This window comes from Pseudomonas sp. BNK-45, assembly GCF_047456255.1.
GTDB lineage: Bacteria > Pseudomonadota > Gammaproteobacteria > Pseudomonadales > Pseudomonadaceae > Aquipseudomonas.
Window position 1 is genome coordinate 6,187,716 of record NZ_CP179909.1, and the last position, 24,440, is coordinate 6,212,155.

Here is a 24,440-nt window from a genome sequence, read left to right on the forward strand (position 1 = left end):
CACATTTGCTCGACAACGAGGCGCGCATTGTTCCAGCCCGTAACGGATTTGGGAACAGCCGGCGGGGCTGCGCTCATGGCGCCAGAGCCCCCGCCCGATCAGTGACCGTTGGCGGCGTGACCACCGGCATGCACGCCGCTGTCCCTGGCGCCGTGCGCCTGGCCGGCGTCACCGGCGCCCTGTGCGGCGGCACCGGCCTGTTGCGCCTGAGCCTTCTGCGCTTCCTTGGCCAATTGCTCAAGCGCCTGCAGGTTGCTCTTGCGCACCGTGTCGACAAAGCCCTGAAACGGCACATCGGTAATGCCCACCAGACCAAAATGTCCGTTTTCACCGTCCAGCAGGCGCCCGGTCACGGGCTGGTCCAGATACTGGAACCAATGCACACCGACGATCGACGGCTCGCTCAGCGCCTGCTTGAGGAAGTTGGCGTAGGCCGGGCCACGCTCCTCTTCCCGGGCCAGTTCGGTCACACCGCCCCAGAACGGACCACGATCCCGGGAGCCGAAGTTGAATTCGGTCACCAGCACCGGCTTGTCCAGGCTGCGCAGATAGGCAAAGTCCTGACCGTCCTGAGGCTTGAGGGTGTAGAGGTTGAAACTCAAGACGTCGCAGTACTGGGCGCAGGCGGCCACCGCTTCGGGGTTGCTGACGGCAAAACGACCGCCCAGCAGCAGATGATTGGGGGCATGCCACTTCAACGAATCGGCGATGGTCTTGAAATAAGTCTCGGCAAAGACTTTCTGGAAATACTTGAAGTCAGCCTCGATTTCCGGGTGCTCGGGGCTCGGCAACGGCGGCACAAAGCCCGGGTCTTCCATCAGTTCCCAGGCCGGCAGGTCGATGCCCCAGGCTTTCGACAGGCCCGCCTGATTGCGGTACTTGTCCCGCAGTTGCTTGAGGAAGGCCCGCTTGGCCGGGACGTCGGTGGTCAGGCGCAACGTGCCGTAGGCCAGGGCATAGCGGGCTTTAGGATCGTCACCCGGACCGGCCCAGGCCAGTTCGTTGTCGGCAAAGTAGCCGATCAGCCAGGGATCGTCGCGGTGATCGCGGGCGGCAATGGCCACCGCGCGCTCGGTGGCCATGGCAAAGCGCGGGTCGAAGGGATCGGGCATGCCACCCCACCAATCGCTGCCGGTGCTGATGCTGGCGTAGTCGCCGACGATGGACAGCGGCACGGTGTAGGGCACACGGTCGGCCAGCCCCAGGGCCGGCGCGCTCCAGTTGCCAATGGTGTTGAATCCCCAGGCCTGCAGACGATCCAGGGTGTGAGCGACCCAGCGCTTCTCATCAAACGCCGGCGGCGCGCACGCAATGGCCGCCTCCGAAGCCACAGGCTGGGCTTGGCTGGCGGCCGCCTGCTGCGCCGCCGGGTCATCGTGGGTGCAGGGCTTGCCATACGTGCGTTGCAGGTTGGCCCGGTAGAAGTCGTACCAGCGGCCGGCGTTATAGCCACGCCCCTGGTCGGCACCGTTGCCCCCGCGGTTGTCGCCCTCGCCGTAATAGGCGGCCAGGGGCTCGTCGTCCTTGGGCAAGGCACTGAACATCCACTCGCGCCCGGCGACATAGGTCTGACTGTTGTCCGCGGCCACGGTGTTGACCCCCAGGGAGTAGAACGGATGCCCCTGTGGGGTGACCAGGAACCAGCGGCCATCGCGTTTTTCCGTGCGGAAGAAGCCGCTGGCCTTGAAGTCCGGGCCCAGGCTTGAGCCGCCGAACTTGTCCAGCGGCGCCTTTTCCCGCTCGCCGAGCCAGCCCTTGAGCTGTTGCTGCTCCCTGGCATCGGCCGCCTTGAGCTGATCATCGCTGCTGACTTTTTCCGGCCAGCGGGCCCGGGTCGATTGACCGTAGCCATCCACCAGCGAACCGTAGACCGCCTTGACCACGCCCTCACCGTCCAGCACGCCGAAGCGTTCGAGGAGGATGCTCTGGGTCGCCTTGGGGTTATCCAGGGACAGGGTGACCGACACCACCTGACTGCGGTCCAGTTGCCCTTCGCTACTGGCCAGCAGAATGCGCTGGCCGTCCACGGTCATCGGCATCGGCGGAGCGGCCTTCATGCCCTGGCTCAGGGGGCCGCTGGCCACCAGGGGCACCAGCAGGGTCTGCGCCGGACCGGCGGGCAGGTCGACGCGGCTGACCAGGGTCTTGCCGTCGTTGCTCTGAATGGTCACGTAGAGCGTCAGGGCCCAGTTCATCGCACTCTGGATGCGCAGGCTCATCATCCCCGACTGCGACCAGTCCCAGGCGCCGCTCTGTGGCGTCAGGCTCAGGCTCGGCTTGGCGGTGGGGTTGAAGGTGATCCGCCGCAGCACTTCTCCCTCGGCCGTCTGCTCCGCGTTGGACTGCGGCAGGCTGGCATCTTGTGTCGCCACCTGCACCACGGCAGCAGGTCGGACAAAGTTGAACAGCGTCTGTTGTCCGGCTGGGGCCGCCAGTACGGGCGCGGCAAACAACAGGGCAAATACAGTGGGCAACGAACGGCGAATCATATGAACCTGGCTCTCCCTAAAGGCCGATGAACGGCCGGTGCTGAAGCGGTGACGTGAAATAGACAGCACGGCGCGCAAAGGTGCGCGCCGTGCTCAAGATATTTCTCGGCGAAATGGCGGCAAGGCATTGAGGATAGCCTTGCCGTAGCGCTGGGTGACCAGACGGCGGTCCAGCAGGGTGATGGTGCCGCGGTCCTGTTCGGTGCGCAGCAGGCGACCGCAGGCCTGGACCAGCTTGAGGGAGGCGTCCGGCACCGAGATCTCCATGAACGGATTGCCGCCCCGGGCCTCGATCCACTCCGCCAGCGCCGCTTCCACCGGATCGTCCGGCACCGAGAACGGGATCTTGGCGATCACCACGTGCTCACAGTAGGCACCGGGCAGGTCCACCCCTTCGGCAAAGCTCGCCAGCCCGAACAGCACGCTGGAATCGCCACCGTCGACCCGGGCCTTGTGCTTGTTCAGGGTTTCCTGCTTGGACAGGTTGCCCTGGATGAACACCTGCTTGCGCCAGTCGCGATCCAGGCCGTCGAACACGTCCTGCATCTGTTTGCGCGAGGAGAACAGCACCAGGGTGCCGCGGGAACCTTCCACCAGTTGCGGCAGGTCGCGAATGATCGCCGCGGTATGCGCCGGCGCATCCCGCGGATCGGCCCGCAGGTCGGGCACCCGCAGTACCCCGGCATCCGCGTGATGGAAGGGGCTGGGCACCACGGCGGTCACGGCTTTCTTCGGCAGGCCGGCGCGCATGCGGAAACGGTCGAAGGTGCCCAGGGCGGTCAGGGTCGCCGAGGTCACCAGGGCGCCGTAGGCCACGTTCCACAGATTGCGCCGGAGCATCTCCGCGGCAAGGATCGGGCTGGCGTTGACCTCGATGTCGAACAGCGAGCCGCTCTCGGCCAGGGTCAGCCAGCGAGCCATGGGCGGGTTGTCTTCCGGGTCCTCGACGGTGAATGCGGTCCACAACTCCCAGTTGCCCGAGGCCCGCGCCAGCAGGCTGCCAAACAGCGGGTACCACTCTTCGGCCTGGTTGCTGGCGATGCCGATATTGACCTCGCCATCCATGCCTTCCTTGAGCAGCTCGGTGAGGCGGGTGAACAGGTCGGTCAGACGGGAGAAGCCCTTCTTCAGCTCGATGCCCATCTCGCGCATGTGCTCGGGGATCAGCCCGCCGACGAAGCGATGGCGCGGCCGTTCGCGGCCCTCCATGTCTTCGCCGGTCTTGAAGTCGGCGATCTGCTCGCAGGCGCTGAACATGAACTGCTGCTGGGTCTTGATCTCCCGCGCCAGCTCCGGCACCTGCTCGATCAGGCGCCCCAGGTCCCCGGGCAGCGGATGCTGGGCCAGCAGCTTGGTGAGGTTCTTGGCGGTCTGCTCCAGCCAGTCGGCGGTGGAGCGCAGCCGGGTGTAATGGGCAAAGTGGCCAATGGCCTTGTCCGGCAGGTGGTGGCCTTCGTCGAACACATAAAGGGTGTCGCGCGGGTCCGGCAGCACGGCGCCGCCGCCCAGGGCCAGGTCGGCCAGGACCATGTCGTGGTTGGTGACGATCACGTCCACCTTGCCCATGCCTTCGCGGGCCTTGTAGAAGGCGCACTGGCCGAAGTTCGGGCAATGGCGGTTGGTGCACTGGCTGTGGTCGGTGGTCAGGCGCGCCCAGTCGGCGTCTTCCAGGGCCGTGGGCCAGCTGTCGCGGTCACCGTCCCATTTATTGCCGGCGAGCTTCTCGATCATGCTGGTGAACAGCTTCTGGCTGGCTTCATCCACTTCGATCTTGAAGCCTTCCTCCTCGAACAGCTGGGCCGTGGCGGTCTGGGCGTGGCCTTCCTGGAGCAGCATGTCGAGCTTGGACAGGCACATGTAGCGCCCCCGCCCCTTGGCCAGGGAGAAGCTGAAGTTCAGCCCGCTGTTGCGCATCAGGTCGGGCAGGTCCTTGTAGACGATCTGCTCCTGCAGGGCGACGGTGGCGGTGGCGATCACCAGGCGCTTGCCGGCGGCCTTGGCCGTGGGAATCGCCGCCAGGCTGTAGGCCACGGTCTTGCCGGTACCGGTGCCGGCTTCCACCGCGACCACCGCCGGGTCGCCACTGCGCCGGCCTTCGTCGTCGGTGTCGATATCACCCAGGACCTTGGCCACTTCGGCGATCATCAGGCGCTGGCCATAACGCGGCTTGAGGCTCTTGGCTTCGAGAAAACGCGAATAGGCGCCCTGGATCGTGGTTTTGAGTTCGTTGCTGATCATGGTTTTTCGGGCGCACAAAACGCTGGATAAATTTTCAGTGGTTCGAATCGGCCGCTATCATACCCCGCTAATTCATCCCGCGCAGAACGGAGTACCCGAATGACCCCTTTCGCCCTTGCCTACACCCTGCATGTGCTGGCCGCCCTGGTTTGGGTCGGCGGCATGTTCTTCGCCTGGATGGTCCTGCGCCCCGCGGCCGTGGTCGCTCTGGAAGGCCCCGCACGGCTGAAGCTGTGGGCCCAGGTGTTTCCGCGCTTTTTCGTCTGGGTATGGCTGGCCGTGGTGCTGTTGCCGATCAGCGGTATCGGCCTGCTGCATTTGCGCTTCAGCGGCTTTGAAACCGCGCCCAAGTATGTGCAGATCATGATGGGGCTGTATCTGGTGATGACCGCCCTGTTCATTCGCATCCAGTCCCTGCAACTGCCGGAGCTGCGCAAGGCGCTGGCCGCCGAGGATTGGCCCGCTGGCGCCGCGGCGCTGGGCAAGATCCGCCGGCTGGTGGGCAGCAACCTGATCATCGGCCTGGTGCTGGTGGCCCTGGCCGCGGCCCGGCCGACCTTCTGAAAGCAAGCGCCCGCTACAGGAGCGGGCGACTGGGAAAGCGCGGCCTCAAGGCCGCTGTTACAAACGCTGGACCGTCAGCGTGCCGGCTTCTCCCGCCGGCCCTGGCTGGCCTTGGGCGCCGGGACGACCGCTCTTGCCGCCGTCGGTGCGATACACCAGGCAGCCCTTGGACTTGCCCCCGGCCCCCGGCTTGCCTCCGGCACCGGCCAGGCCACCGGCACCGCCATCGACCAGCACCTTGATCCGCTCGCCGGGGAAGTCGCGGGGCAACTCGAGCCGGACCTGGGCGCCCGCCGCCCCGGGTCGTCCGTCGCCGCCGTTGTCACCATCGGCGCCGCGCCCGGCCTGGCCCCAGGTGCACCCCGGCTCCTGGCCATTGGCGCCGTCGAGGCCGACATAGCCGGGAACACCGGCACCGCCTCGAGCGTCCACCGACAAGGTCTCGGCCTTCAGGGATTCGAACCGCAGGTTCAGATTGCGCCCCGGCTTGGGCGCCTTTTCATAGGTGCCCGGCGCGCCGCGGGAGCTGATCTGGCTGCCGCTGTCCAACTGCGCACGCTGGACCCGCAATTGCAGGCTTTGCCCGGTCGGCACGATGGCGATGCGCGCCTCACGTCCCAGGTGCAGCTCCTCGACCTTGAGCTCGGTGACATTGGCCGGAATCAGCAAGGTGCCGTAGTCCGCCACATCGAGGCGCTCCAGCTGCAGGGTGCTGGCGGTATTGGGCAGGCGCATGAAGGAGTTGCTTTCGACCTGCACCACCTGGGCCACGGCCAGGGGACTGCAGAACAGGGCCAGCAGGCAGAGCTTACGCATGATCGGTCTCGACAGCAGGAACAGCAGCGGGAAGGGTTTGCAGGTGGAAGATGCCCACCAGCAGGATTTGCCAACGATCACGCCAGGGATGCGGACGGTCCTTGAGGCTGCCGTTGAACAGCAGCAGTTCCAGCAGATGGGTCAACAGCAACAGACTGCCCGCCAGATTCACCAGCAGGTGCAATGGATTGATCAATGGCTTGGCCAGATTGATCAGCACCACCAGCCAAAAAACCAAGGTCAGAAACTTACCCATCCCCCACAAGAACTTCATACGCTCCCCTCGTGAATTATTCTTTGCGCGCACAGTAACGACTTATCCCGGGGGGACGCCAGAGGAGGATGAAAATTCTTCCCGAAGGCTCTGTTTAGCCCCTCGATCGGCGAGGATCGCCTGCCACGGCCGAACTCGGCGGACGCATCGAGACCCAGGAGAAGACCAGCGCCGGCCTTATCAACAACGCCCGGAGCCGGAAGCCGAAACGACCCTGCGCGGCAGTCACGCCGCGCAGGTCTAGGTTTCAGCGGTTGATCTGAATCTCCGTGCGACGGTTCATGGCTCGGCCTTCGGCGGTCTTGTTGTCCGCCACCGGCTTGCTTTCACCCGCGCCGGTCACCGAGACGAAGCTGTTGCGTGGAATGCCGTTGCTGATCAGGTACTCCACCACCGAGTGGGCACGCTTGTCCGAGAGTTTCTGGTTGTAGGCGTCGCTGCCGACGCTGTCGGTGTGGCCGGTCACTCGCAGTTGCGCGCTCGGCGCCTCCTGTTTCAGGCGGGTGACGATGGTGTTGAGCTTGGACTTGTCGGCTTCGGTCAGCTTGGCCGAGTCGAAATGGAAGTACACATCGCGAATGACGATGGTTTCTTCCTTGACCACTACCACCTCTTCCACCACGGGTGGCGGTGGTGGGCAGCCGTTGGCATCGACCTTCACGCCCCTTGGGGTATGTGGGCACTTGTCACGGCTGTCCGGCACACCATCGCCGTCCTCGTCGCCATCACCTTTTACCCAGCAATAGGCGCCGGCCAGGCCACCGACCAGCAATGCGCCACCGCCCGCCCACGAGGAGCTTTCGGTGGCGCCCAGCGCCGCGCCCGTGACACCGCCCACCGCGGCGCAGATCGGCCAGTCGGTTTTCTGCAAACCTGCACAACCAGTCAACACACTGGTTAACAGAACCAAGGGTACTGCCGTCCGAATGATGCTCATCTGATTTCTCCTGAGGGATCGGCTCAAGGCCGATTCACGGAGTAAAGACCCCGGCATTGATCTGCGCCAGCAGTAGGCCAGCGCCGTTTTCACCCCGTAAACACGGGAACCTCGCGCAATAAGTGGTGAACCGCTCTAGGCCCGAAGGTGGCGGCACGCTAGTCTTGGGCGTTCTGATCGAGGAGCTAAGATGAGCGCCGGCATTTCTACTCGTACACCCCAGCAGGCCCTGGCGGCCCTGCTGGATCGCTATGCACCGCAACAGCTGCTGCTGATCGGCGCCAGCGACTTCCCGGCCCTGACGGCCTTCAAGGAAGCCCACCCCGGCACTCAGGTCGCCCAGGCAGCGCCCGGCCCCTTGCCCGCGGAACTGGCGGCCCGGCGTTTCGACCTGGCCCTGGCGGTGGACTGCCTGGAGCATTTGCCCAAGCGCGACGGCCTGAACCTGCTGGGGGGCATCCGCAACCTCAATGCCAGTCGGATTGCGGTACTGGCCGACCTGTCCGCCTGCGGCTGGCAGGAAACCGATTTTTTCTCCCTGGCCCTGCAGGCCAGCGAACGCTTCCAGCGGGAACAGCAGGTACTGACCCTGTTTACCTATGATCTGCTTGAATACAAACAGGTGCCCGACTGGCTCAATTCACGCTTCTGGGCGAACCCGGAGAACTTTGGAAAGTATTGGTGGTAACACGATGAGCGCCTCGATTTGTCCCTGCGGCAGCGGCAACCTCCTGGATGCCTGCTGCGGCCACTACCATGCCGGCCATCCCGCGCCCTGCGCCGAGGCCCTGATGCGTTCGCGCTACAGCGCCTATGTGCTGGGCCAGGTGGATTACCTGCTGGCCACGACCCTGCCGGTGCAGCAGGCCGGCCTGGATCGCCAGTCCATCAGCGAATGGAGTGCGCAAAGCACCTGGCTGGGGCTGCAAGTGGAGAGCTCGGAGGTCTTCGGTGGCCAGCCGGAGCATGCCTTCGTCACCTTCACCGCGCGCTGGCACGACAGCCAGGGCGAGCACAGCCACCGTGAGCGGTCATCCTTCGTGCAGAACCAGGGACGCTGGTATTTCATCGATCCGACGGTGCCGCTGAACGCCGGGCGCAACGACGCCTGCCCTTGCGGCAGCGGGCAAAAATTCAAGAAGTGCTGCGCCAGCTACTTCACCCGCTGAACCGGGAATGCCCCAGGCCCAGGACGGGCCCGGGGAATTCAAAGGGAGTCTTGCAATGATCGGTGAACTGCGCGTCCTGCGAACCCTCTGCCTGCTCGGACTGCTGAGCCTGTCGGGGTGCGTGTCCTGGTTCACCGAGGAGGAACTGGACCCCGCGGTGCATCTGGTGAAAGTCGAGGTGGTCAAGGCCAATCTGCTGGAACAGCGCTTCACCCTGCACCTGCGGGTGGACAACCCCAACGACAGCGACCTGACCGTGCGCCGCCTGACCTACCGGGTCTATCTGCAGCGCTTCCTGCTCAGCGAGGGCGAGCACGAACACTGGTTCACCGTCTCGCCCCACAGCAGCCGCTTGTTCAAGGTGCCGGTGCGCACCAACCTCTGGCCGCAAATCCGCGACGTGGTGAAACTGCTGCGCAAGCCTGAACACCCCATTCCCTATCGCCTGGAAGGCGAACTGGAAATCGGATTATTCATCGGCAAGGACGTGCACCTGAAGCGCAATGGCGTGATAATTCCCGGCGATTTTATTCCGGAGTAACCCGCAATGACCCAGCAACCTCATGTCCATGGCCCTGACTGCAACCACGATCATGACCATCACGATCACGACCATGGCCATGTTCACGGCCCGCACTGCAACCACGCGCACCAGGAGCCGGTCCGCAACGCGCTGAAAGACGTCGGCCGCAACGATCCTTGCCCTTGCGGCAGCAGCAAGAAGTTCAAGAAGTGCCACGGCGCTTGATCTGAGCGCAGGCCGGGCTGCCAGGGCGCTACGCCGTCAGCGGCAACACTGCCCGGCCTCCCCGGCCAGGAGCCGCTCCTGGCTCAGGACCGTGGCGTACTCGCCCTGCAGATTGGCCAGCGACATGGCATGCACCTCCTCGGCAGTACGGGCCCGACCGGCAAAGTCGGGCTTGTCGAAGGTGTAGCAGGCATCGGCCACCACCCATACCGCAAAACCCAGGTTGCCTGCGGTGCGCGCCGTCGACTCCACCGAGTTGTTGGTGGCGACACCGACCATCACCAGCCCCGTAATCCCTTCCCGGCGTAAATCCGCTTCCAGCGGGTTGGCACAAAACGCATCCGGCACCTGCTTGCGAATCAGCCACTCGCCGTCCTGGGGACGAAAGCGCGGCTGAAATTCCACCCCGGATTGCCCAGGCCAGAACACCGAGTCCCGGGAGCGCGACAGGTGCTGCACATGAATCACCGGCCAAGCGCGGGCCCGCCAGTGAGCCAGCAGCTCAAGCATGCGTGCCTCCGCCTCGGGGTTGTTGCGCGGCCCGAGCCGGGGCTCGAGGATGCCTTGCTGCTGGTCGATGAGCATCAGTGCAGTGCTGGCCGAAAGGGGCATATTTTCTCCGGTGCGGTCATTGAATTCGATGCACTTGAGCATCACATGCCTATTCAGGCAAGCCATCGAGGGCAAACAGGACGACCTCATGCCGGCATTGGCTGTCCATAACGTACGGATACATTCCAATTGGAGCACTGCATGATCGACCTGTATTACTGGACCACCCCCAACGGCCACAAGATCACCCTGTTCCTCGAAGAGGCCGGCCTGCCCTACACCCTGCACCCGGTGAACATCGGCCTGGGTGAACAGTTCAAGCCCGAGTTCCTGAAGATCGCCCCGAACAACCGCATTCCGGCCATCGTCGATCCGCAACCCGCCGATGGCGGCCAGCCGCTGTCGCTGTTCGAGTCCGGCGCGATCCTCCTCTACCTTGCGGAAAAGACCGGCCAGTTCCTGCCCCAGGATCTGCGCGGGCGCCAGGAAACCCTGCAATGGCTGTTCTGGCAGATGGGCGGGCTGGGACCGATGGCCGGGCAGAATCATCATTTCAGCCACGCCGCCCCGGAAAAAGTCCCCTACGCCATCAAGCGCTACGTGGATGAGACTGCGCGCCTGTACGGCGTGCTGGACCGACGCCTGGCGGACCGCGCGTTCGTCGCGGGCAGCACCTACAGCATTGCCGACATGGCGATCTACCCCTGGATCGCTTCGTACAAGAAGCAGAGCCAGAAACTCGAGGACTTCCCGCATCTGCATCGCTGGTTCAACAGCATCCAGGCCCGACCGGCCACTGAACGGGCCTATGCCCTGGTCGAGCAGGTCAATCCCGCCATCTGAACCTCGCCTTGCGGGAGCCGACTTGCCAGCGAAGGCGTCCGCAAGCTCCAAGGCCAGGCGCCAGGACCTGTTCGCCCACTAGCCGGCTCCTGCGTGCTTTGGCCGCGGCCGAAGGGCCGGCGATGGCTATTTGCAGCGCCTTCAAGAAATACCTCCCGCCCCCGCTTGCGCGGCACTCGCCTGCTCACTAACGTAGCGCCTTTATCGACGTTACCCCCCGCAGGAGCTTGACCATGGCCTCGCCAGCCCTTTCACATTTTCTTCCCCGGCTCGGCGTTGCCGCGGCTGTGGCCGGTGCCCTGAGCCTGGCCGGTTGCCAATCCTGGAACTCGCAGAACAGCCTGCCCCCGACCTCTGGCGTGCAGCCCCTCAAGGGCCTGGCCCAGAACGTCTCCGTGCGCCGCAACGCCGTGGGCGTGCCGCTGATCGAAAGCAACAGTTTCCATGACGCGCTGTTCACCCTGGGCTACGTGCATGCCAGCGACCGCATCGGCGAAATGGTCACCCTGCGCCTGCTGGCTCAGGGCCGCCTGGCAGAGATGTCCGGCGCCGAGGCGCTGGATGTCGACCGCCTGATGCGCGCGGTAAACCTGAAGAAAAGCGCCGACGAGCTGTACAAGGCCTCGTCGCCACGGATCAAGCGCTTCTTCGAGGTCTACGCCCGGGGGGTCAACGCCTACCTGTTCCGCTACCGCGACAAGCTGCCGCCAGACCTCGCCGCCCGTGGCTACATTCCTGAATACTGGAAGGCCGAAGACTCGGCACTGATCTTCTGCCTGCTGAATTTCGGCCAGTCGGCCAATCTGCTGGAAGAGATCAACAGCCTGGTACTGGCGCAAAGGGTCGGCAGCGACAAACTGCCCTGGCTGACCCCGAGCTACCCCGATGAGCCGCTGCCCATGGCCGAGGCCGACAAGCTCAAGGGGCTGGCATTGTATGTGCCGGGTTTGAGCGAGCTCAGCCTGGCCGCCAAGCAGATGTCGACCCTCAACTCCCTGGGCGTCACCGCCGGCAGCAACCTGGCCGTCGCCCCGCAGCGCGCTCGCAGCGGTCGCAGCCTGCTGGCCAGCGACAGCCAGATCGGTGCCTGGTACTACGTACAGATCCGCGCACCGAAATATCAGGCGGCCGGGGCCTCGATCGCCGGTTTACCGGCCATTCTGCAAGGGTTCAACGGCAAGCTGGCCTGGAGCATGAGCTCGGCGATGGGCGACAACCAGGACCTGTTCCTGGAAAAACTCAAGCGCCAGGGCAATGCCCTGTACTACCAGAACAACGGAAAATGGCAGCCGGTCATCGTTCGCAACGAGACCTACTTCGTCAAAGGCCAGCGGCCGATTCGCGAAGCCGTGTACGAAACCCGCCACGGTCCGCTGCTCAACAGCGCCCTGGGGATCAACGCCAACAATGCCCTGGACAGTGGCTACGGCGTGGCGCTGCAAATGCCGGAGCTCAAGGACGACAAGAGCCTGGATGCGTTCTTCGATCTGTCACGGGCACAGAATGTGGAGAAAGCCTCCGACGCCAGCCGCGAGATTCGCGCCATTGCCCTGAATATGGTCTATGCCGATGCCAGCAACATCGGCTGGCAGGTCACCGGACGCTTCCCCAACCGCCGCGAAGGCGAAGGCCTGCTGCCGTCTCCCGGCTGGGATGGACGCTATGACTGGGATGGCTATGCCGATCCGATGCTCCACCCTTATGACCAGGACCCGCCCCAAGGCTGGATCGCCACCGCCAATCAGCGGGTCATCTCCCGCGGTTACGGCATGCAGCTGTCCAACTCCTGGGAGGCGCCGGAGCGGGCCGAGCGCATCGGGCAATTGCTGTCTGGCGGCAAGCAGGACAACCGCAGCCTGATTGCCCTGCAGTACGACCAGACCACCCTGTTCGCGGCCAAGTTGAAAAAGATGTTCGAGGCGCCGGGCATGGCCCAGCCGCTGAAAAACGCCATTGACACCCTGCCCGAGGCAGACCGCGCCAAGGCCCGGGAAGCCTACAGCCGGCTGATGGCGTTCGACGGCAAGCTCACTGCCGGCTCTGCCGACGCCGCGCTCTACGAACTGTTCCTCCAGGAAAGCGCCAAGCAGACCTTCCTCAAACAGCTCGGTCCGGAGCCCGGCGTTGCCTGGCAGGCGTTCGTTGCCAATGCGGGCCTGTCCTATTCGGCCCAGGCCGACCATCTTCTGAGCCGCGAAGACAGCCCGTTCTGGGGCGACGCGCGGAACGGGCAAAAAGAGGACAAGCCGGCCATTATCGCCCGCAGCCTGGCGGCGGCCATCAGTTCAGGCGAGCAACTGCTGGGCACGGACCGCAAGGCCTGGCAGTGGGGCAAGTTGCACAGCTACCGTTGGACCAACAACAGTGGCCAGGCGATACGCGGTCCCTTGCAGGCCGGTGGCGACCAGAACACCGTCAACAGCGCCGGCTATCGCTGGGGACAGGACTTTGCCATCACCACGACCCCGGCCCTGCGTTTCATCGTCGACTTCGCGCTGAGCGAGCCGTTGATGGGCCTCAACAGCAGTGGCCAATCCAGCAACCCGGTGAGCCCGAACTACGCCAATGGCATCGACGGCTGGCTCAAGGCCCAGTACCTGAGCTTCCCGATGCAACCGCAAAACTTTGAACGCAGCTACGGCAAGACCCGTCTGACCCTGGTCCCGGGCAAGTAAGCGCCTGGCCCTGCCACCCGCTTGCCCATCCGGTGCAAGCGGGCCTGCCCCAAAACGAACAGCCCGCCCCCGCCGAGGGCATGACGCGCCAGCGTGATGCCCAAGCCAGCGCCTGCCGCGATCAACCGCGCACCTTGCACCTTATTGGCGCCCGCCCCAAAACACGCCCCACTTGAGCGCACGCCGCCCCTGACACCGACACCTGCCAACGGTTTAAAACACTTGTTCGGGACTCTGGTTCGGAAATTGCTACTTTCAATATGTCTTATGCGTTCCAGTAACAGTACTCATGCGCCACAAGCGCTCATATTGGTTCTTAGGGATTGAATAATGAAAAAAGCATTGCTGACCCTTTCTGCACTGGCTCTTTGCATGGCCGCCGGCTCCGCGCTGGCCAAGGAATACAAGGAACTGCGCTTTGGCGTCGACCCGTCCTATGCCCCCTTCGAATCCAAGGCCGCCGACGGCAGCCTGGTGGGCTTCGACATCGACCTGGGCAACGCCATCTGCGCCGAGCTGAAGGTCAAGTGCAAATGGGTCGAAAGTGACTTCGACGGCATGATTCCCGGCCTCAAGGCCAATAAGTTCGACGGTGTGATCTCTTCCATGACCGTTACCCCGGCCCGTGAAAAAGTCATCGACTTCTCCAACGAGCTGTTCTCCGGCCCCACCTCGTTCGTGTTCAAGAAGGGCTCGGGCCTGAGCGCGGACACCGCCACGCTCAAGGGCAAGACCGTCGGCTACGAGCAGGGCACCATTCAGGAAGCCTATGCCAAGGCCGTGCTGGACAAGGCCGGGGTCAAGACCCAGGCCTATCAGAACCAGGACCAGGTCTACGCCGACCTGACCTCCGGGCGCCTGGACGCCTCGATTCAGGACATGCTGCAAGCCGAGCTGGGCTTCCTCAAATCGCCACAGGGCGCGGACTACGAAGTCAGCAAGCCGGTGGAAGACCCCTTGCTGCCGGCCAAGACCGCCGTCGGTATCTCGAAAGGTAACAAAGAGCTGAAAGCGCTCCTGGATAAAGGTATCAAAGCGTTACACGATGATGGCACCTACGCCACCATCCAGAAAAAACACTTCGGTGACCTGAACCTCTACAGCGGTAAATAACCTGTCGGCGCCCATCCTCGATGGGCGCCTTTTTTATCGCTACGGGTCACTGATCGATGCTCGAAGAACTTCTAAAAAACCTGGGGCTTTCCGCATTCAGCCTGAAGGGTTTCGGCCCCCTGCTGCTGGAAGGCACCTGGATGACCATCAAATTGTCGGTGTTGTCGCTTCTGGTCAGCGTCCTGCTCGGCCTGATCGGCGCCAGCGCCAAACTCTCCAGCATGGCCTTGCTACGGATTCCGGCCCAGCTCTACACCACCCTGATCCGCGGCGTGCCGGACCTGGTGCTGATGCTGCTGATTTTCTACAGCCTGCAGACCTGGCTGACCTCCTTCACCGACTTCATGGAGTGGGAATACATCGAGATCAACCCCTTCAGCGCCGGGGTGATCACCCTGGGTTTCATCTATGGCGCCTATTTCACCGAAACCTTTCGCGGGGCGATCCTTGCCGTGCCCCGGGGCCAGGTGGAAGCAGCCACCGCCTATGGCCTGAAACGCGGCCAGCGCTTTCGCTTCGTGGTCTTCCCGCAGATGATGCGCTTCGCCCTGCCGGGCATCGGCAACAACTGGATGGTGATGCTCAAGGCCACGGCCCTGGTATCGATCATCGGCCTGGCCGATCTGGTCAAGGCCGCCCAGGACGCCGGCAAGAGCACCTATCAGCTGTTCTACTTTCTGGTCCTGGCGGCGCTGATCTATCTGCTGATCACCAGTGCCTCCAACTTTGTCCTGCGCAAACTTGAACGGCGTTACGCCGCCGGCGCCCGGGAGGCCGTGCGATGATCGAACTCCTGCAGGAATACTGGCGTCCCTTCCTCTACAGCGACGGTTACCACATGACCGGGCTGGCCATGACCATGTGGCTGCTCACGGCGTCGATCTGCATCGGTTTCCTGGTGTCGATCCCGCTGTCCATCGCCCGGGTTTCGCCCAAGCGCTACATCCGCTGGCCAGTGCAGTTCTACACCTACCTGTTTCGCGGCACGCCGCTCTATATCCAGCTGCTGATCTGCTACACCGGGATCTACAGCATCGCCGCGATCCGCGCGCAACCGCTGCTGGATGCGTTCTTTCGTGACGCGATGAACTGCACCATCCTCGCCTTCGCCCTGAATACCTGCGCCTACACCACGGAGATTTTCGCCGGGGCCATTCGCAGCATGGCCCACGGCGAAGTCGAAGCGGCCAAGGCCTACGGCCTGAGCGGCTGGAAGCTGTATGCCTACGTGATCATGCCCTCGGCCCTGCGCCGCTCGCTGCCTTACTACAGCAACGAAGTGATCCTGATGCTGCACTCCACCACGGTGGCCTTTACCGCGACCATTCCCGACATTCTGAAAATCGCCCGGGACGCCAACTCGGCGACCTTCCTGACCTTTCAGTCGTTCGGCATCGCCGCCCTCATCTACCTGTGCGTGACCTTCACCCTGGTGGGCCTGTTCCGTCTCGCCGAGCGCCGCTGGCTGGCCTTCCTCGGACCGACCCACTAGGACTTGCAGCAGGAATAACCGTCAATGCGCCACGAGATCCACGACCTGCTCGCCCCCTTGCCGGGCACCGCGCGCCAGGTCCACAGCTTTCATTTCGGCCCCACCCAGGCCGCGGGCAAGATCTACATCCAGTCGTCCCTGCATGCCGATGAACTGCCCGGCATGCTGGTGGCCTGGCACCTCAAGCAGCGCCTGACGGAACTGGAAGCCGAAGGTCGCCTGCGGCATGAAATCGTTCTGGTGCCGGTGGCCAACCCGGTAGGCCTGGAGCAGATACTGATGGACGTGCCCCTGGGTCGCTATCAGTTGGAGAGTGGGCAGAACTTCAATCGCGGCTTCGTCGATCTCAGCGAAGAGGTGGGCAACGCCGTCGAAGGACTGCTCAATCACGACCCCCGGCACAACCTCGATCTGGTGCGTCGGCACCTGGCCGACGCCCTGGCCCGGCAACGCCCCGAGACGCAACTGCAATCCCTGCGCTTGACCCTGCAACGGCTGGCCTGCGACGCCGACATGGTGCTGGACCTGCATTGCGACTTCGAAGCCGTGGCGCACCTGTACACCACCCCCGAAGCCTGGCCGCAGGTCGAGCCCCTGGCCCGCTACATCGGCGCCGAAGCCTGCCTGCTGGCCACCGACTCGGCGGCCTGGTCGTTCGATGAGTGCTTCAGCCTGCTGTGGTGGCAACTGCAACAGCGCTTCGGCGAGCGCTTTGCCATTCCCACCGGCAGCTTCGCGGTCACCGTCGAACTGCGCGGCCAGGGCGACGTCAATCATGGCCTGGCCCGTCTCGACTGCCAGGCCATGCTCGATTACCTGACCCATTTCGGTGCCATCGCCGCCGAGGCGCCGCCCTTGCCTGAACTGCCCTTCCCGGCCACGCCGCTGGCGGGAGTGGAACCGGTAGCAACGCCGGTGGGCGGGCTGCTGGTGTTCACCGCACTGCCGGGGGAATACCTGCAAGCCGGACAGCAGGTGGCTGAAATCATCGACCCGATCCACGACCGGGTCACCCCTATCCATTGCAACAACGCCGGGCTCCTGTATGCCCGCTCGCTGCGGCGCATGGCCACCGCCGGCATGGTGATCGCCCATGTCGCCGGCCGCGAAGCCTATCGCAGCGGCTATCTACTTTCGCCTTGAGGATGCAAGCCCCATGTACAAATTGACCGTTGAAGGCCTGCATAAATGCTATGGCGACAATGAAGTGCTCAAAGGTGTGTCGCTCAAGGCCAAGACCGGCGACGTGATCAGCCTGATCGGCGCCAGTGGCTCGGGCAAAAGCACCTTTCTACGTTGCATCAACTTTCTCGAAACCCCGGACGACGGCGCCATGAGCCTGGATGGCCAGCAGATCCGCATGGTCAGCGACCGTCACGGCATGCATGTGGCCGATCCTGCCGAATTGCAGCGGATCCGCACGCGCCTGGCGATGGTGTTCCAGCATTTCAACCTGTGGAGCCACATGACCGTGCTGGAAAACATCACCATGGCCCCGCGCCGGGTGCTGGGGATCAGCACCAAGGACGCCGAAGAGCGGGCCCGGCGCTACCTGGACAAGGTCGGTCTGCCGGCCCGCGTCGCCGGCCAGTACCCGGCGTTCCTGTCCGGCGGCCAGCAGCAGCGGGTGGCCATCGCCCGGGCATTGGCCATGGAGCCGGAAGTCATGCTGTTCGACGAACCGACCTCGGCCCTGGACCCGGAACTGGTGGGCGAGGTGCTCAAGGTGATCCAGGGCCTGGCCGAAGAAGGCCGGACCATGATCATGGTCACCCACGAAATGAGCTTTGCACGCAAGGTGTCGAGCCAGGTGCTGTTTCTGCACAAGGGCCTGGTGGAAGAAGAAGGCGCCCCGGAGGACGTGCTGGGCAACCCGAAAAGCGAGCGCCTGCAGCAGTTCCTCAGTGGCAATCTGAAGTAGCGACCCGCTACGACGCTCCCGTCCGCACCGGCTTGCCGCGGGCGGGGCGTCGAGCGGCGACGGGCCGGCTCAGGCCACGGGTGCGGGTGGCGGCTCGTCGGGCAAGGTGGGCTCGCCTGGTTCCTGGGGGTCAAGGGGTTGCGGGGTATCCGGGTCAGGCTGACCGGGAATGCCACCCGCCATCTCGGCGGACGGATGGGCCAGTAGGGTCCAGGCCAAGAGCCCGACCTGATTGGGTTCCAGCTGGGCCAAGGTGGCGCTGATTCGCGGATCTATCTTCATGGGGCACTCCTGAGCTGGGCCCGGCATGCCTTGCGCATACCGGAAATACACCCAATAGAGTGTGGGTCCGCTCAGGAATTCCCGCTGTCTGTCAGACGGACGTACTCAGGTGCGCGGCAGGGTGACGCCACGTTGGCCCTGGTATTTGCCGCCCCGGTCCTTGTAGGACACTTCGCACTCTTCATCGGACTCCAGGAACAGCATCTGCGCCACGCCTTCGTTGGCGTAGATCTTCGCCGGCAAGGTGGTGGTGTTGGAGAACTCCAGGGTCACGTGGCCTTCCCACTCAGGTTCCAGCGGGGTCACGTTGACGATGATGCCGCAACGGGCATAGGTGCTCTTGCCCAGGCAGATGGTCAGCACGTTGCGCGGAATGCGGAAGTACTCGACGGTACGCGCCAGGGCAAAGGAGTTCGGCGGGATGATGCAGACGTCGCTCTTGATGTCGACGAAGCTCTTTTCATCGAAGTTCTTCGGATCGACGGTGGCCGAATTGATGTTGGTGAACACCTTGAATTCATCGGCGCAGCGCACGTCGTAGCCGTAGCTCGACACCCCGAAGGAGATCAGCCGATCCGGGCCTTCGCCACGCATCTGGCGCTCTACGAAGGGCTCGATCATGCCGTGCTCTTGCGCCATGCGGCGAATCCACTTGTCCGATTTGATGCTCATGGCGGGTGTCCTGAAATAGCGAGGTGAAAAAAAACGGTCAGGCATCTTACCGGGGCGCGGGGTCGGGTTCAAAGTCCGGGGCGTTTTTCTCGCCCGACACCACGATTTTCAAGGGCTCGGCGACGAACGACGGGCCGTCAGTCACGAAAACCGAGAAACCTTGGCCCTAGCCATTGGCACGTTCAGGAAAAAGGGTTAAGGTGGCGCCACTGTGCTGCTTGTGTCACTGAGAATCTCTACACGATGTTGAATTTCGATCCAACCATCTCCAAGAATTTTTCCTGCTCTTTGCACTCAGTCTCGGCCAGGGCTTTTCCTGAGTCGCAGTTAACTTTGTCCAAGGAGATACACCATGTCTAATCGCCAAACCGGTACCGTTAAGTGGTTCAACGATGAAAAAGGCTTCGGCTTCATCACTCCACAATCCGGTGACGACCTGTTCGTACACTTCAAAGCTATCCAATCCGACGGCTTCAAAAGCCTGAAAGAAGGCCAACAGGTTTCTTTCATCGCTACCCGCGGTCAGAAAGGCATGCAAGCTGAAGAAGTTCAAGTTATCTAACTTGTACTGATCCAGTAAAAAAGCCCCGCCCTCAACAGCGGGGCTTTTTTGTGCCCGGTGTTTTTGTCGGCGCCTTTTACTGAAAAGGCGCCCGGGCCGCTCCGGTTTACCAGGCCACGCCAAAGCCCACGGTGTAGCGGGTCTTGTCCAGATCGCTGTCTTTGGTGCCGCGAATCAGGTCCTTTTCCGCCTTCAGGTTCAGCGACGCCCAGTCGGTGACCTTGTAGCGCAACCCCATCTCGGCATCCAGCGCATAGTCGGCCACCCCGGAAAGCGGTCGCCCGACTTCGCCATTGGTGAAGAACTCCACCCGTTTACCGATCAGATAGCGGTTGTAGTCCCACTTCATTGCCAGGGAATAGAAGTTGTCCCTGCCGCCTTCGGCGTACTCGTAATCTGTACGGTTGAGCAGCGAGCCCAGGGAGAACGCCCCCAATTCATCGTCCCAGAACTGGTAGCCAGGGCCGGTACCCACGACCCGCTGCCGCTCCAGCTCCTCGACCTTGTCACGCTTGTAGGTCAGACGCCCTTCCCAGAACCATTTTTCAGTGATGAAACGGTCCAGGGCATATTCGGCACTCCAGTTGTCCGTGGTCACCACATGATCCTGGAACTCACGGTTGTACTCACCCTGCGCATTGTGGCGCCAAGCCCCATGGCGCGCCGACGTCTTGAAGTCGATGTCGTAGTCATCGGTATCCTTCTCCGCACGCTTGTAGTCCATGGCGACATCGACATTGCCCTTCCAGACCATGTCCTCCACCAGCGGCCTGGGCTTCATGATCTGCTGGATACTCGCCAGCTCCACCGTCTTGGGCGCTTCACCATTGGCAAGAATGACCTTGCCCTCCTCTGCCGCCTGCAACGACTTGGTCTTCTCGCCGATGTAGGCATCCTGCTTGACCAACAGCTCCTGGTCGCTTTCCAGGGTCTTGACCTGTTTCCAGTCGATGGAAATAGCGCCGCCATAGTCGGTCTGGAGCAACAGCTTGCCGCCGTCGAAAACCTTGATCTTGCCGCTCAGGCGATCACCGTTCTTCAACCAGACGGTATCGGCCAGGACAGGCGTGGAGGCGCTGAGCACCGCGAAACACAACAACGTTCTAGGCAACATAGGTAATACAGGGCTCGATCTTGCGAAAAAAAACGGCATTATTCCTGCTGAACACGCCTTAGTCAGGACTGACCCGGGTATTGAGAGTGAGTTCAATATGCATCCACCCCTCATCCCCTGAACCGACCAACGCCTCTTCATTGATCTGGAACCGCGAATGTGACCGAACACGGCGACGCCCCGCAGGACCCGGCGCAAATCCGACGCACGGCGCTGTACCTGACCCTGGCCCAGGTTCCCGCAGGCAAGGTGGTGAGCTACGGCCAACTGGCAGAAATGGCCGGCCTGGGCCGCGCCGCGCGCTGGGTTGGCCGCACCCTCAGCCAGCTGCCGGCTGACACCCGCCTGCCGTGGCACCGGGTACTGGCCGCCGGCGGCCGCATCAGCCTGCCGGCCGGCAGCCCGTCAGGTGATGAGCAGCGCGCCAGACTGCGCGGCGAAGGCATCACTATCCGGAATAATCGCGTGGATATTCAGCGCCATGGCTGGCGCCCGGTAGAGCACAGCGGTTAGAGTGCGCGCTTTGTTTCCGCAATCTGAGGCAGACTTCAGCCCATGCCCCGTAAAACCTGGCGCGCCGCACTTGCCGCCTATGCCAGCCCCTCGACGCTCGTGCTGTTGCTGCTTGGTTTCGCTGCCGGCATGCCTTACATGCTGGTGTTCTCGACTCTCTCGGTGTGGTTGCGCGAGGCCGGTGTGGCCCGCGAAACCATCGGTTACGCCAGCCTGATCGGTTTGGCCTATGCCTTTAAATGGGTATGGTCCCCGCTGCTTGACCAATGGCGCCTGCCAATACTGGGCAAGCTCGGCCGACGCCGCTCCTGGCTGGTACTGGCCCAGACCCTGGTGATTCTCGGCCTGATCGGCATGGGCTTCTGTGACCCGCAAAAACATCTGTCCTGGCTGATCGCCATTGCCGTGATCGTGGCCTTTGCCTCGGCGACCCAGGACATCGCCATCGACGCCTACCGCCTGGAAATCGCCGACGACAGCCGCCAGGCCGCCCTGGCCGCCAGCTACATGTCCGGCTATCGGGTAGCGGTGCTGCTAGCGACCGCCGGCGCCCTGTTCTTTGCCGAAGGCTTCGGCTCCACCGGCTTCAGCTACAAGCATTCAGCCTGGACCGGCACCTACGTGCTGTTCGGCGTGCTGATGATTCCCGCGCTGATCACCACCCTGCTGATGCGTGAGCCCGCCGTGCCACTGCGCACCCAACTCTCCGCGGGACGCTACAGCTTCGCTCACCAGCTGATCTCGGTATTCGTCCTGATCGTGCTGCTGGTTTCGGTGCCCGCCACCTTCACCCAGCTCTACAACACCGACTTCGCCAGCGTGATCTTCGATGGCATGAGCCTTTTGGACCTGTTGCTGGAAGACCGGGCGTTCCTGCGGGCCATCCTCTATATCACCCTCACCGCCCTGTGCCTGTCGGCCATGGGCCGCCGGGGCCTGGCGCCGGTGCTGACGCCGGTCAACGACTTCATCCTGCGCTATCGCTGGCAAGCCTTCCTGCTGCTGGGGCTCATCGCCACCTATCGCATGTCGGACACGGTCATGGGCGTCATGGCCAACGTGTTCTATATCGACCAGGGCTTCACCAAGGACCAGATCGCCGGGGTCAGCAAGATCTTCGGCCTGATCATGACCCTGCTCGGGGCCGGCATGGGCGGCCTGCTGATCGTGCGCTTCGGCATCCTGCCGATCCTGTTCATCGGTGGCGCCGCCTCCGCCGCCACCAACCTGCTGTTCCTCATGCTCGCCGACATGGGCCCGAACCTGGAAATGCTGATTGTCACCATTTCCCTGGACAACTTCAGTTCGGGCATGGCCACTTCGGCTTTCGTCGCCTACCTGTCGAGCCTGACCAACCTCAAGTTCTCCGCCACCCAGTACGCCCTGCTCAGCTCGATCATGCTGTTGCTGCCGCGCCTGATCGGCGGCTATTCCGGGGTCATGGTGGAGAAGTTCGGCTACCATGACTTCTTCCTCATCACCGCGATACTCGGGGTCCCGACGCTGATCCTGATCGCCCTGCACTGGTTCCAGGAGAGCCGCCGCGCCGGGCCCAAACCCGAGCCGGAGCACCCCGCCAATGGCACCGCCGTGAGCGAAGAATCCTAGAAAATCCCGGGAGTTACGGGCCGTTCCCCGTCGCTCCCCGCCCTTCCAAGCGCAATCCTGTACGCCAGCGGAACTCGCCCGTACAATGCTCCGTCACTTCCAGTCTTCAGCAACCGACAACGGCCTACCATGCGTACCAGTCAATATTTGCTCGCCACACAGAAAGAAACGCCTTCCGACGCGGTCGTGATCAGCCATCAGCTGATGCTGCGCGCCGGCATGATCCGTAAACTGGCTTCCGGCCTGTACACCTGGCTGCCGATGGGCTTGCGGGTGATGCGCAAGGTTGAAGCCATCGTTCGCGAAGAAATGAACGCCGCGGGCGCGCTTGAAGTGTTGATGCCGAGCACTCAGCCGGCTGAGCTGTGGCAGGAATCCGGTCGCTGGGAAGAATACGGCCCTGAGCTGCTGCGCTTCAAAGACCGGCACGGTCGCGATTTCTGCGCCGGCCCGACCCACGAAGAAGTGATCACCGATCTGGCGCGCAACGAGCTGAGCAGCTACAAGCAGCTGCCGCTGAACCTGTACCAGATCCAGACCAAATTCCGCGATGAGATCCGCCCGCGCTTCGGCCTGATGCGCGGTCGCGAGTTCATCATGAAGGACGCCTACTCCTTCCACGCCGACCAGGCGTCCTTGCAGGTCACCTACGACCGCATGCACCAGGCTTATTGCAACGTCTTCACCCGCCTGGGCCTGAAGTTCCGTCCGGTTGAAGCGGACAACGGCTCCATCGGCGGCGCCGGCTCCCACGAATTCCACGTACTGGCCGAGTCCGGCGAAGACGATATCGTCTTCAGCAACGGTTCCGACTACGCTGCGAACATCGAGAAGGCCGAAGCCGTGCCGCGCGAAACCTCGCGCCCGGCGCCGACCGAAGAGATGCGCCTGGTCGACACCCCTGACGCGAAAACCATCGCCCAGCTGGTGGAAGGCTACAACCTGCCGATCGAGAAGACCGTCAAGACCCTGGTGGTGCATGCCGAAGAAGCCGGCAAGCTGATCGCCCTGATCATCCGTGGCGACCACGAACTGAACGAAATCAAGGCCGCCAACCAGCCTGGCGTTGCCAGCCCGCTGGTCATGGCTTCCGAAGCCGAACTGCGTGCCGCCATCGGTGCCGGCGCCGGCTCCCTGGGCCCGGTGAACCTGCCACTGCCCATCATCATCGACCGTTCGGTGGAGCTGATGAGCGACTTCGGCGTCGGCGCCAACATCGACGACAAGCACTACTTCGGCGTCAACTGGGAGCGTGACCTGCCCGTTCCGACCGTGGCCGACCTGCGTAACGTGGTCGCTGGCGACCCGAGCCCGGACGGCAAGGGCACCCTGGAAATCAAGCGCGGCATCGAAGTCGGGCACATCTTCCAGCTGGGCAACAAGTACAGCAAGGCGATGAAGTGCGAAGTGCTGGGCGAGAACGGCAAGCCGGTGACCCTGGAAATGGGCTGCTACGGCATTGGCGTGTCCCGCGTGGTGGCCGCCGCCATTGAACAGAACAACGACGAAAACGGCATCATCTGGAGCGACACCCTGGCGCCGTTCCAGATCGCCCTGGTACCGCTGCGCTACGAAACCGAGCAGGTTCGCGAAGCCACCGACAAACTCTACGCAGAACTGACTGCCGCCGGTTTTGAAGTACTGCTGGACGATCGCGACAAGAAAACCAGCCCGGGCATCAAGTTCGCGGACATGGAGCTGATCGGCATTCCTCACCGCATCGTGGTCAGCGATCGCGGCCTCGCCGAAGGCAACCTGGAATACAAGAGCCGTACCGAAGCCGAGGCGCAAGCGCTGCCCGTGGCCGACGTTCTGTCCTTCCTCCAAGCCCGTATCCGTCGCTGAAACCAGATAGAGA

Annotated in this window: 25 protein-coding genes; 16 read left to right on the top strand and 9 right to left on the bottom strand. The window is 63.3% G+C overall.

Going from position 1 to position 24,440, the window contains the following annotated elements; genetic code table 11:
* Nucleotides 1–98: 98 nt before the first annotated feature.
* Nucleotides 99–2,489: a beta-galactosidase gene (locus ACMGG8_RS28075; RefSeq protein ID WP_414158814.1), complete on the bottom strand. Its 2,391-nt coding sequence runs from the start codon at nucleotides 2,487–2,489 to the stop codon at nucleotides 99–101.
* Between the two features lie 93 nt (nucleotides 2,490–2,582).
* The gene (gene dinG / locus ACMGG8_RS28080; protein WP_060837845.1) at nucleotides 2,583–4,727 is read right to left on the bottom strand and encodes an ATP-dependent DNA helicase DinG; all 2,145 of its coding nucleotides are present in this window, start codon (nucleotides 4,725–4,727) and stop codon (nucleotides 2,583–2,585) included.
* A gap of 99 nt (nucleotides 4,728–4,826) precedes the next feature.
* On the opposite strand from dinG, the gene ACMGG8_RS28085 reads away from it, so the two are divergent.
* A complete protein-coding gene (locus ACMGG8_RS28085; protein WP_060837844.1) occupies nucleotides 4,827–5,291 on the top strand; it encodes a CopD family protein in 465 nt (154 codons plus the stop codon).
* Nucleotides 5,292–5,348: 57 nt separating this feature from the next.
* On the opposite strand, the gene ACMGG8_RS28090 is transcribed toward ACMGG8_RS28085, so the two are convergent.
* The 3 genes from ACMGG8_RS28090 to ACMGG8_RS28100 all read right to left on the bottom strand — a co-directional run bounded on the left by ACMGG8_RS28090 (nucleotide 5,349) and on the right by ACMGG8_RS28100 (nucleotide 7,318).
* Complete coding sequence (locus ACMGG8_RS28090; protein WP_060837843.1) at nucleotides 5,349–6,107, bottom strand: hypothetical protein; 759 nt, start codon at nucleotides 6,105–6,107, stop codon at nucleotides 5,349–5,351.
* Nucleotides 6,100–6,381, bottom strand: coding sequence for a DUF1145 domain-containing protein (locus ACMGG8_RS28095; protein WP_060837842.1), 282 nt, complete (start codon nucleotides 6,379–6,381; stop codon nucleotides 6,100–6,102). Before ACMGG8_RS28095 ends, ACMGG8_RS28090 begins: the two co-directional genes overlap by 8 nt.
* Before the next feature lie 247 nt (nucleotides 6,382–6,628).
* Entirely contained in the window at nucleotides 6,629–7,318 is a 690-nt protein-coding gene (locus tag ACMGG8_RS28100; RefSeq protein WP_060837841.1) for an OmpA family protein, read from the bottom strand.
* Between the two features lie 190 nt (nucleotides 7,319–7,508).
* Between ACMGG8_RS28100 and ACMGG8_RS28105 the strand changes: the two genes are divergently transcribed.
* From ACMGG8_RS28105 to ACMGG8_RS28120, 4 genes are read left to right on the top strand one after another with little or no spacing between them, the layout of a single operon-like run.
* Nucleotides 7,509–8,006, top strand: a complete 498-nt coding sequence (locus tag ACMGG8_RS28105; protein ID WP_060837840.1) for a DUF6231 family protein — start codon at nucleotides 7,509–7,511, stop codon at nucleotides 8,004–8,006.
* A 4-nt stretch (nucleotides 8,007–8,010) separates the two neighbouring features.
* Nucleotides 8,011–8,487, top strand: coding sequence for a YchJ family protein (locus ACMGG8_RS28110; protein ID WP_060837839.1), 477 nt, complete (start codon nucleotides 8,011–8,013; stop codon nucleotides 8,485–8,487).
* A gap of 55 nt (nucleotides 8,488–8,542) precedes the next feature.
* Nucleotides 8,543–9,028 carry an LEA type 2 family protein gene (locus ACMGG8_RS28115; RefSeq protein WP_414158815.1) on the top strand — a complete coding sequence of 162 codons (486 nt, stop codon included), beginning with the start codon at nucleotides 8,543–8,545 and terminating at the stop codon, nucleotides 9,026–9,028.
* Between the two features lie 6 nt (nucleotides 9,029–9,034).
* Entirely contained in the window at nucleotides 9,035–9,235 is a 201-nt protein-coding gene (locus ACMGG8_RS28120) for an SEC-C metal-binding domain-containing protein (RefSeq protein ID WP_007923047.1), read from the top strand.
* Between the two features lie 36 nt (nucleotides 9,236–9,271).
* On the opposite strand, the gene ACMGG8_RS28125 is transcribed toward ACMGG8_RS28120, so the two are convergent.
* Nucleotides 9,272–9,847: a cysteine hydrolase family protein gene (locus ACMGG8_RS28125; RefSeq protein ID WP_414158816.1), complete on the bottom strand. Its 576-nt coding sequence runs from the start codon at nucleotides 9,845–9,847 to the stop codon at nucleotides 9,272–9,274.
* Between the two features lie 141 nt (nucleotides 9,848–9,988).
* Between ACMGG8_RS28125 and ACMGG8_RS28130 the strand changes: the two genes are divergently transcribed.
* The 7 genes from ACMGG8_RS28130 to ACMGG8_RS28160 all read left to right on the top strand — a co-directional run bounded on the left by ACMGG8_RS28130 (nucleotide 9,989) and on the right by ACMGG8_RS28160 (nucleotide 17,831).
* Complete coding sequence (locus ACMGG8_RS28130) at nucleotides 9,989–10,630, top strand: glutathione binding-like protein (RefSeq protein WP_060837837.1); 642 nt, start codon at nucleotides 9,989–9,991, stop codon at nucleotides 10,628–10,630.
* A 233-nt stretch (nucleotides 10,631–10,863) separates the two neighbouring features.
* Entirely contained in the window at nucleotides 10,864–13,305 is a 2,442-nt protein-coding gene (locus ACMGG8_RS28135) for a penicillin acylase family protein (protein ID WP_414158817.1), read from the top strand.
* A 330-nt stretch (nucleotides 13,306–13,635) separates the two neighbouring features.
* Nucleotides 13,636–14,418, top strand: a complete 783-nt coding sequence (locus tag ACMGG8_RS28140; protein WP_060837835.1) for a transporter substrate-binding domain-containing protein — start codon at nucleotides 13,636–13,638, stop codon at nucleotides 14,416–14,418.
* Between the two features lie 56 nt (nucleotides 14,419–14,474).
* Nucleotides 14,475–15,203 (top strand): ABC transporter permease, encoded by a 729-nt coding sequence (locus ACMGG8_RS28145; RefSeq protein ID WP_060837834.1) that lies wholly within the window; start codon nucleotides 14,475–14,477, stop codon nucleotides 15,201–15,203.
* Complete coding sequence (locus tag ACMGG8_RS28150) at nucleotides 15,200–15,910, top strand: ABC transporter permease (RefSeq protein ID WP_016965526.1); 711 nt, start codon at nucleotides 15,200–15,202, stop codon at nucleotides 15,908–15,910. The genes ACMGG8_RS28145 and ACMGG8_RS28150 overlap by 4 nt, the downstream gene beginning before the upstream one ends.
* 24 nt (nucleotides 15,911–15,934) lie before the next feature.
* Complete coding sequence (locus ACMGG8_RS28155) at nucleotides 15,935–17,053, top strand: succinylglutamate desuccinylase/aspartoacylase family protein (RefSeq protein ID WP_060837833.1); 1,119 nt, start codon at nucleotides 15,935–15,937, stop codon at nucleotides 17,051–17,053.
* A gap of 13 nt (nucleotides 17,054–17,066) precedes the next feature.
* Nucleotides 17,067–17,831, top strand: a complete 765-nt coding sequence (locus ACMGG8_RS28160; protein WP_060837832.1) for an ABC transporter ATP-binding protein — start codon at nucleotides 17,067–17,069, stop codon at nucleotides 17,829–17,831.
* A 69-nt stretch (nucleotides 17,832–17,900) separates the two neighbouring features.
* On the opposite strand, the gene ACMGG8_RS28165 is transcribed toward ACMGG8_RS28160, so the two are convergent.
* Together ACMGG8_RS28165 and dcd are read right to left on the bottom strand one after the other, a co-directional pair.
* Nucleotides 17,901–18,113: a hypothetical protein gene (locus tag ACMGG8_RS28165; RefSeq protein WP_060837831.1), complete on the bottom strand. Its 213-nt coding sequence runs from the start codon at nucleotides 18,111–18,113 to the stop codon at nucleotides 17,901–17,903.
* A gap of 105 nt (nucleotides 18,114–18,218) precedes the next feature.
* On the bottom strand, nucleotides 18,219–18,785 hold the full coding sequence (gene dcd / locus ACMGG8_RS28170; RefSeq protein ID WP_016965530.1) for a dCTP deaminase: 567 nt from the start codon (nucleotides 18,783–18,785) through the stop codon (nucleotides 18,219–18,221).
* Between the two features lie 352 nt (nucleotides 18,786–19,137).
* On the opposite strand from dcd, the gene ACMGG8_RS28175 reads away from it, so the two are divergent.
* A complete protein-coding gene (locus ACMGG8_RS28175; protein WP_002554837.1) occupies nucleotides 19,138–19,347 on the top strand; it encodes a cold-shock protein in 210 nt (69 codons plus the stop codon).
* Nucleotides 19,348–19,453: 106 nt separating this feature from the next.
* On the opposite strand, the gene ACMGG8_RS28180 is transcribed toward ACMGG8_RS28175, so the two are convergent.
* Nucleotides 19,454–20,461 (bottom strand): DUF481 domain-containing protein, encoded by a 1,008-nt coding sequence (locus ACMGG8_RS28180; protein ID WP_060842651.1) that lies wholly within the window; start codon nucleotides 20,459–20,461, stop codon nucleotides 19,454–19,456.
* Between the two features lie 159 nt (nucleotides 20,462–20,620).
* Here ACMGG8_RS28180 and ACMGG8_RS28185 point away from each other — a divergent pair, with 159 nt between their 5' ends.
* The 3 genes from ACMGG8_RS28185 (at nucleotide 20,621) to ACMGG8_RS28195 (ending at nucleotide 24,427) form a co-directional block, all read left to right on the top strand.
* A complete protein-coding gene (locus ACMGG8_RS28185; protein WP_060837829.1) occupies nucleotides 20,621–20,974 on the top strand; it encodes an MGMT family protein in 354 nt (117 codons plus the stop codon).
* 42 nt (nucleotides 20,975–21,016) lie between these two features.
* Nucleotides 21,017–22,582 carry an AmpG family muropeptide MFS transporter gene (locus ACMGG8_RS28190; RefSeq protein ID WP_060837828.1) on the top strand — a complete coding sequence of 522 codons (1,566 nt, stop codon included), beginning with the start codon at nucleotides 21,017–21,019 and terminating at the stop codon, nucleotides 22,580–22,582.
* 129 nt (nucleotides 22,583–22,711) lie between these two features.
* Nucleotides 22,712–24,427: a proline--tRNA ligase gene (locus tag ACMGG8_RS28195; protein WP_060837827.1), complete on the top strand. Its 1,716-nt coding sequence runs from the start codon at nucleotides 22,712–22,714 to the stop codon at nucleotides 24,425–24,427.
* The last annotated feature ends 13 nt before the right edge of the window (nucleotides 24,428–24,440 follow it).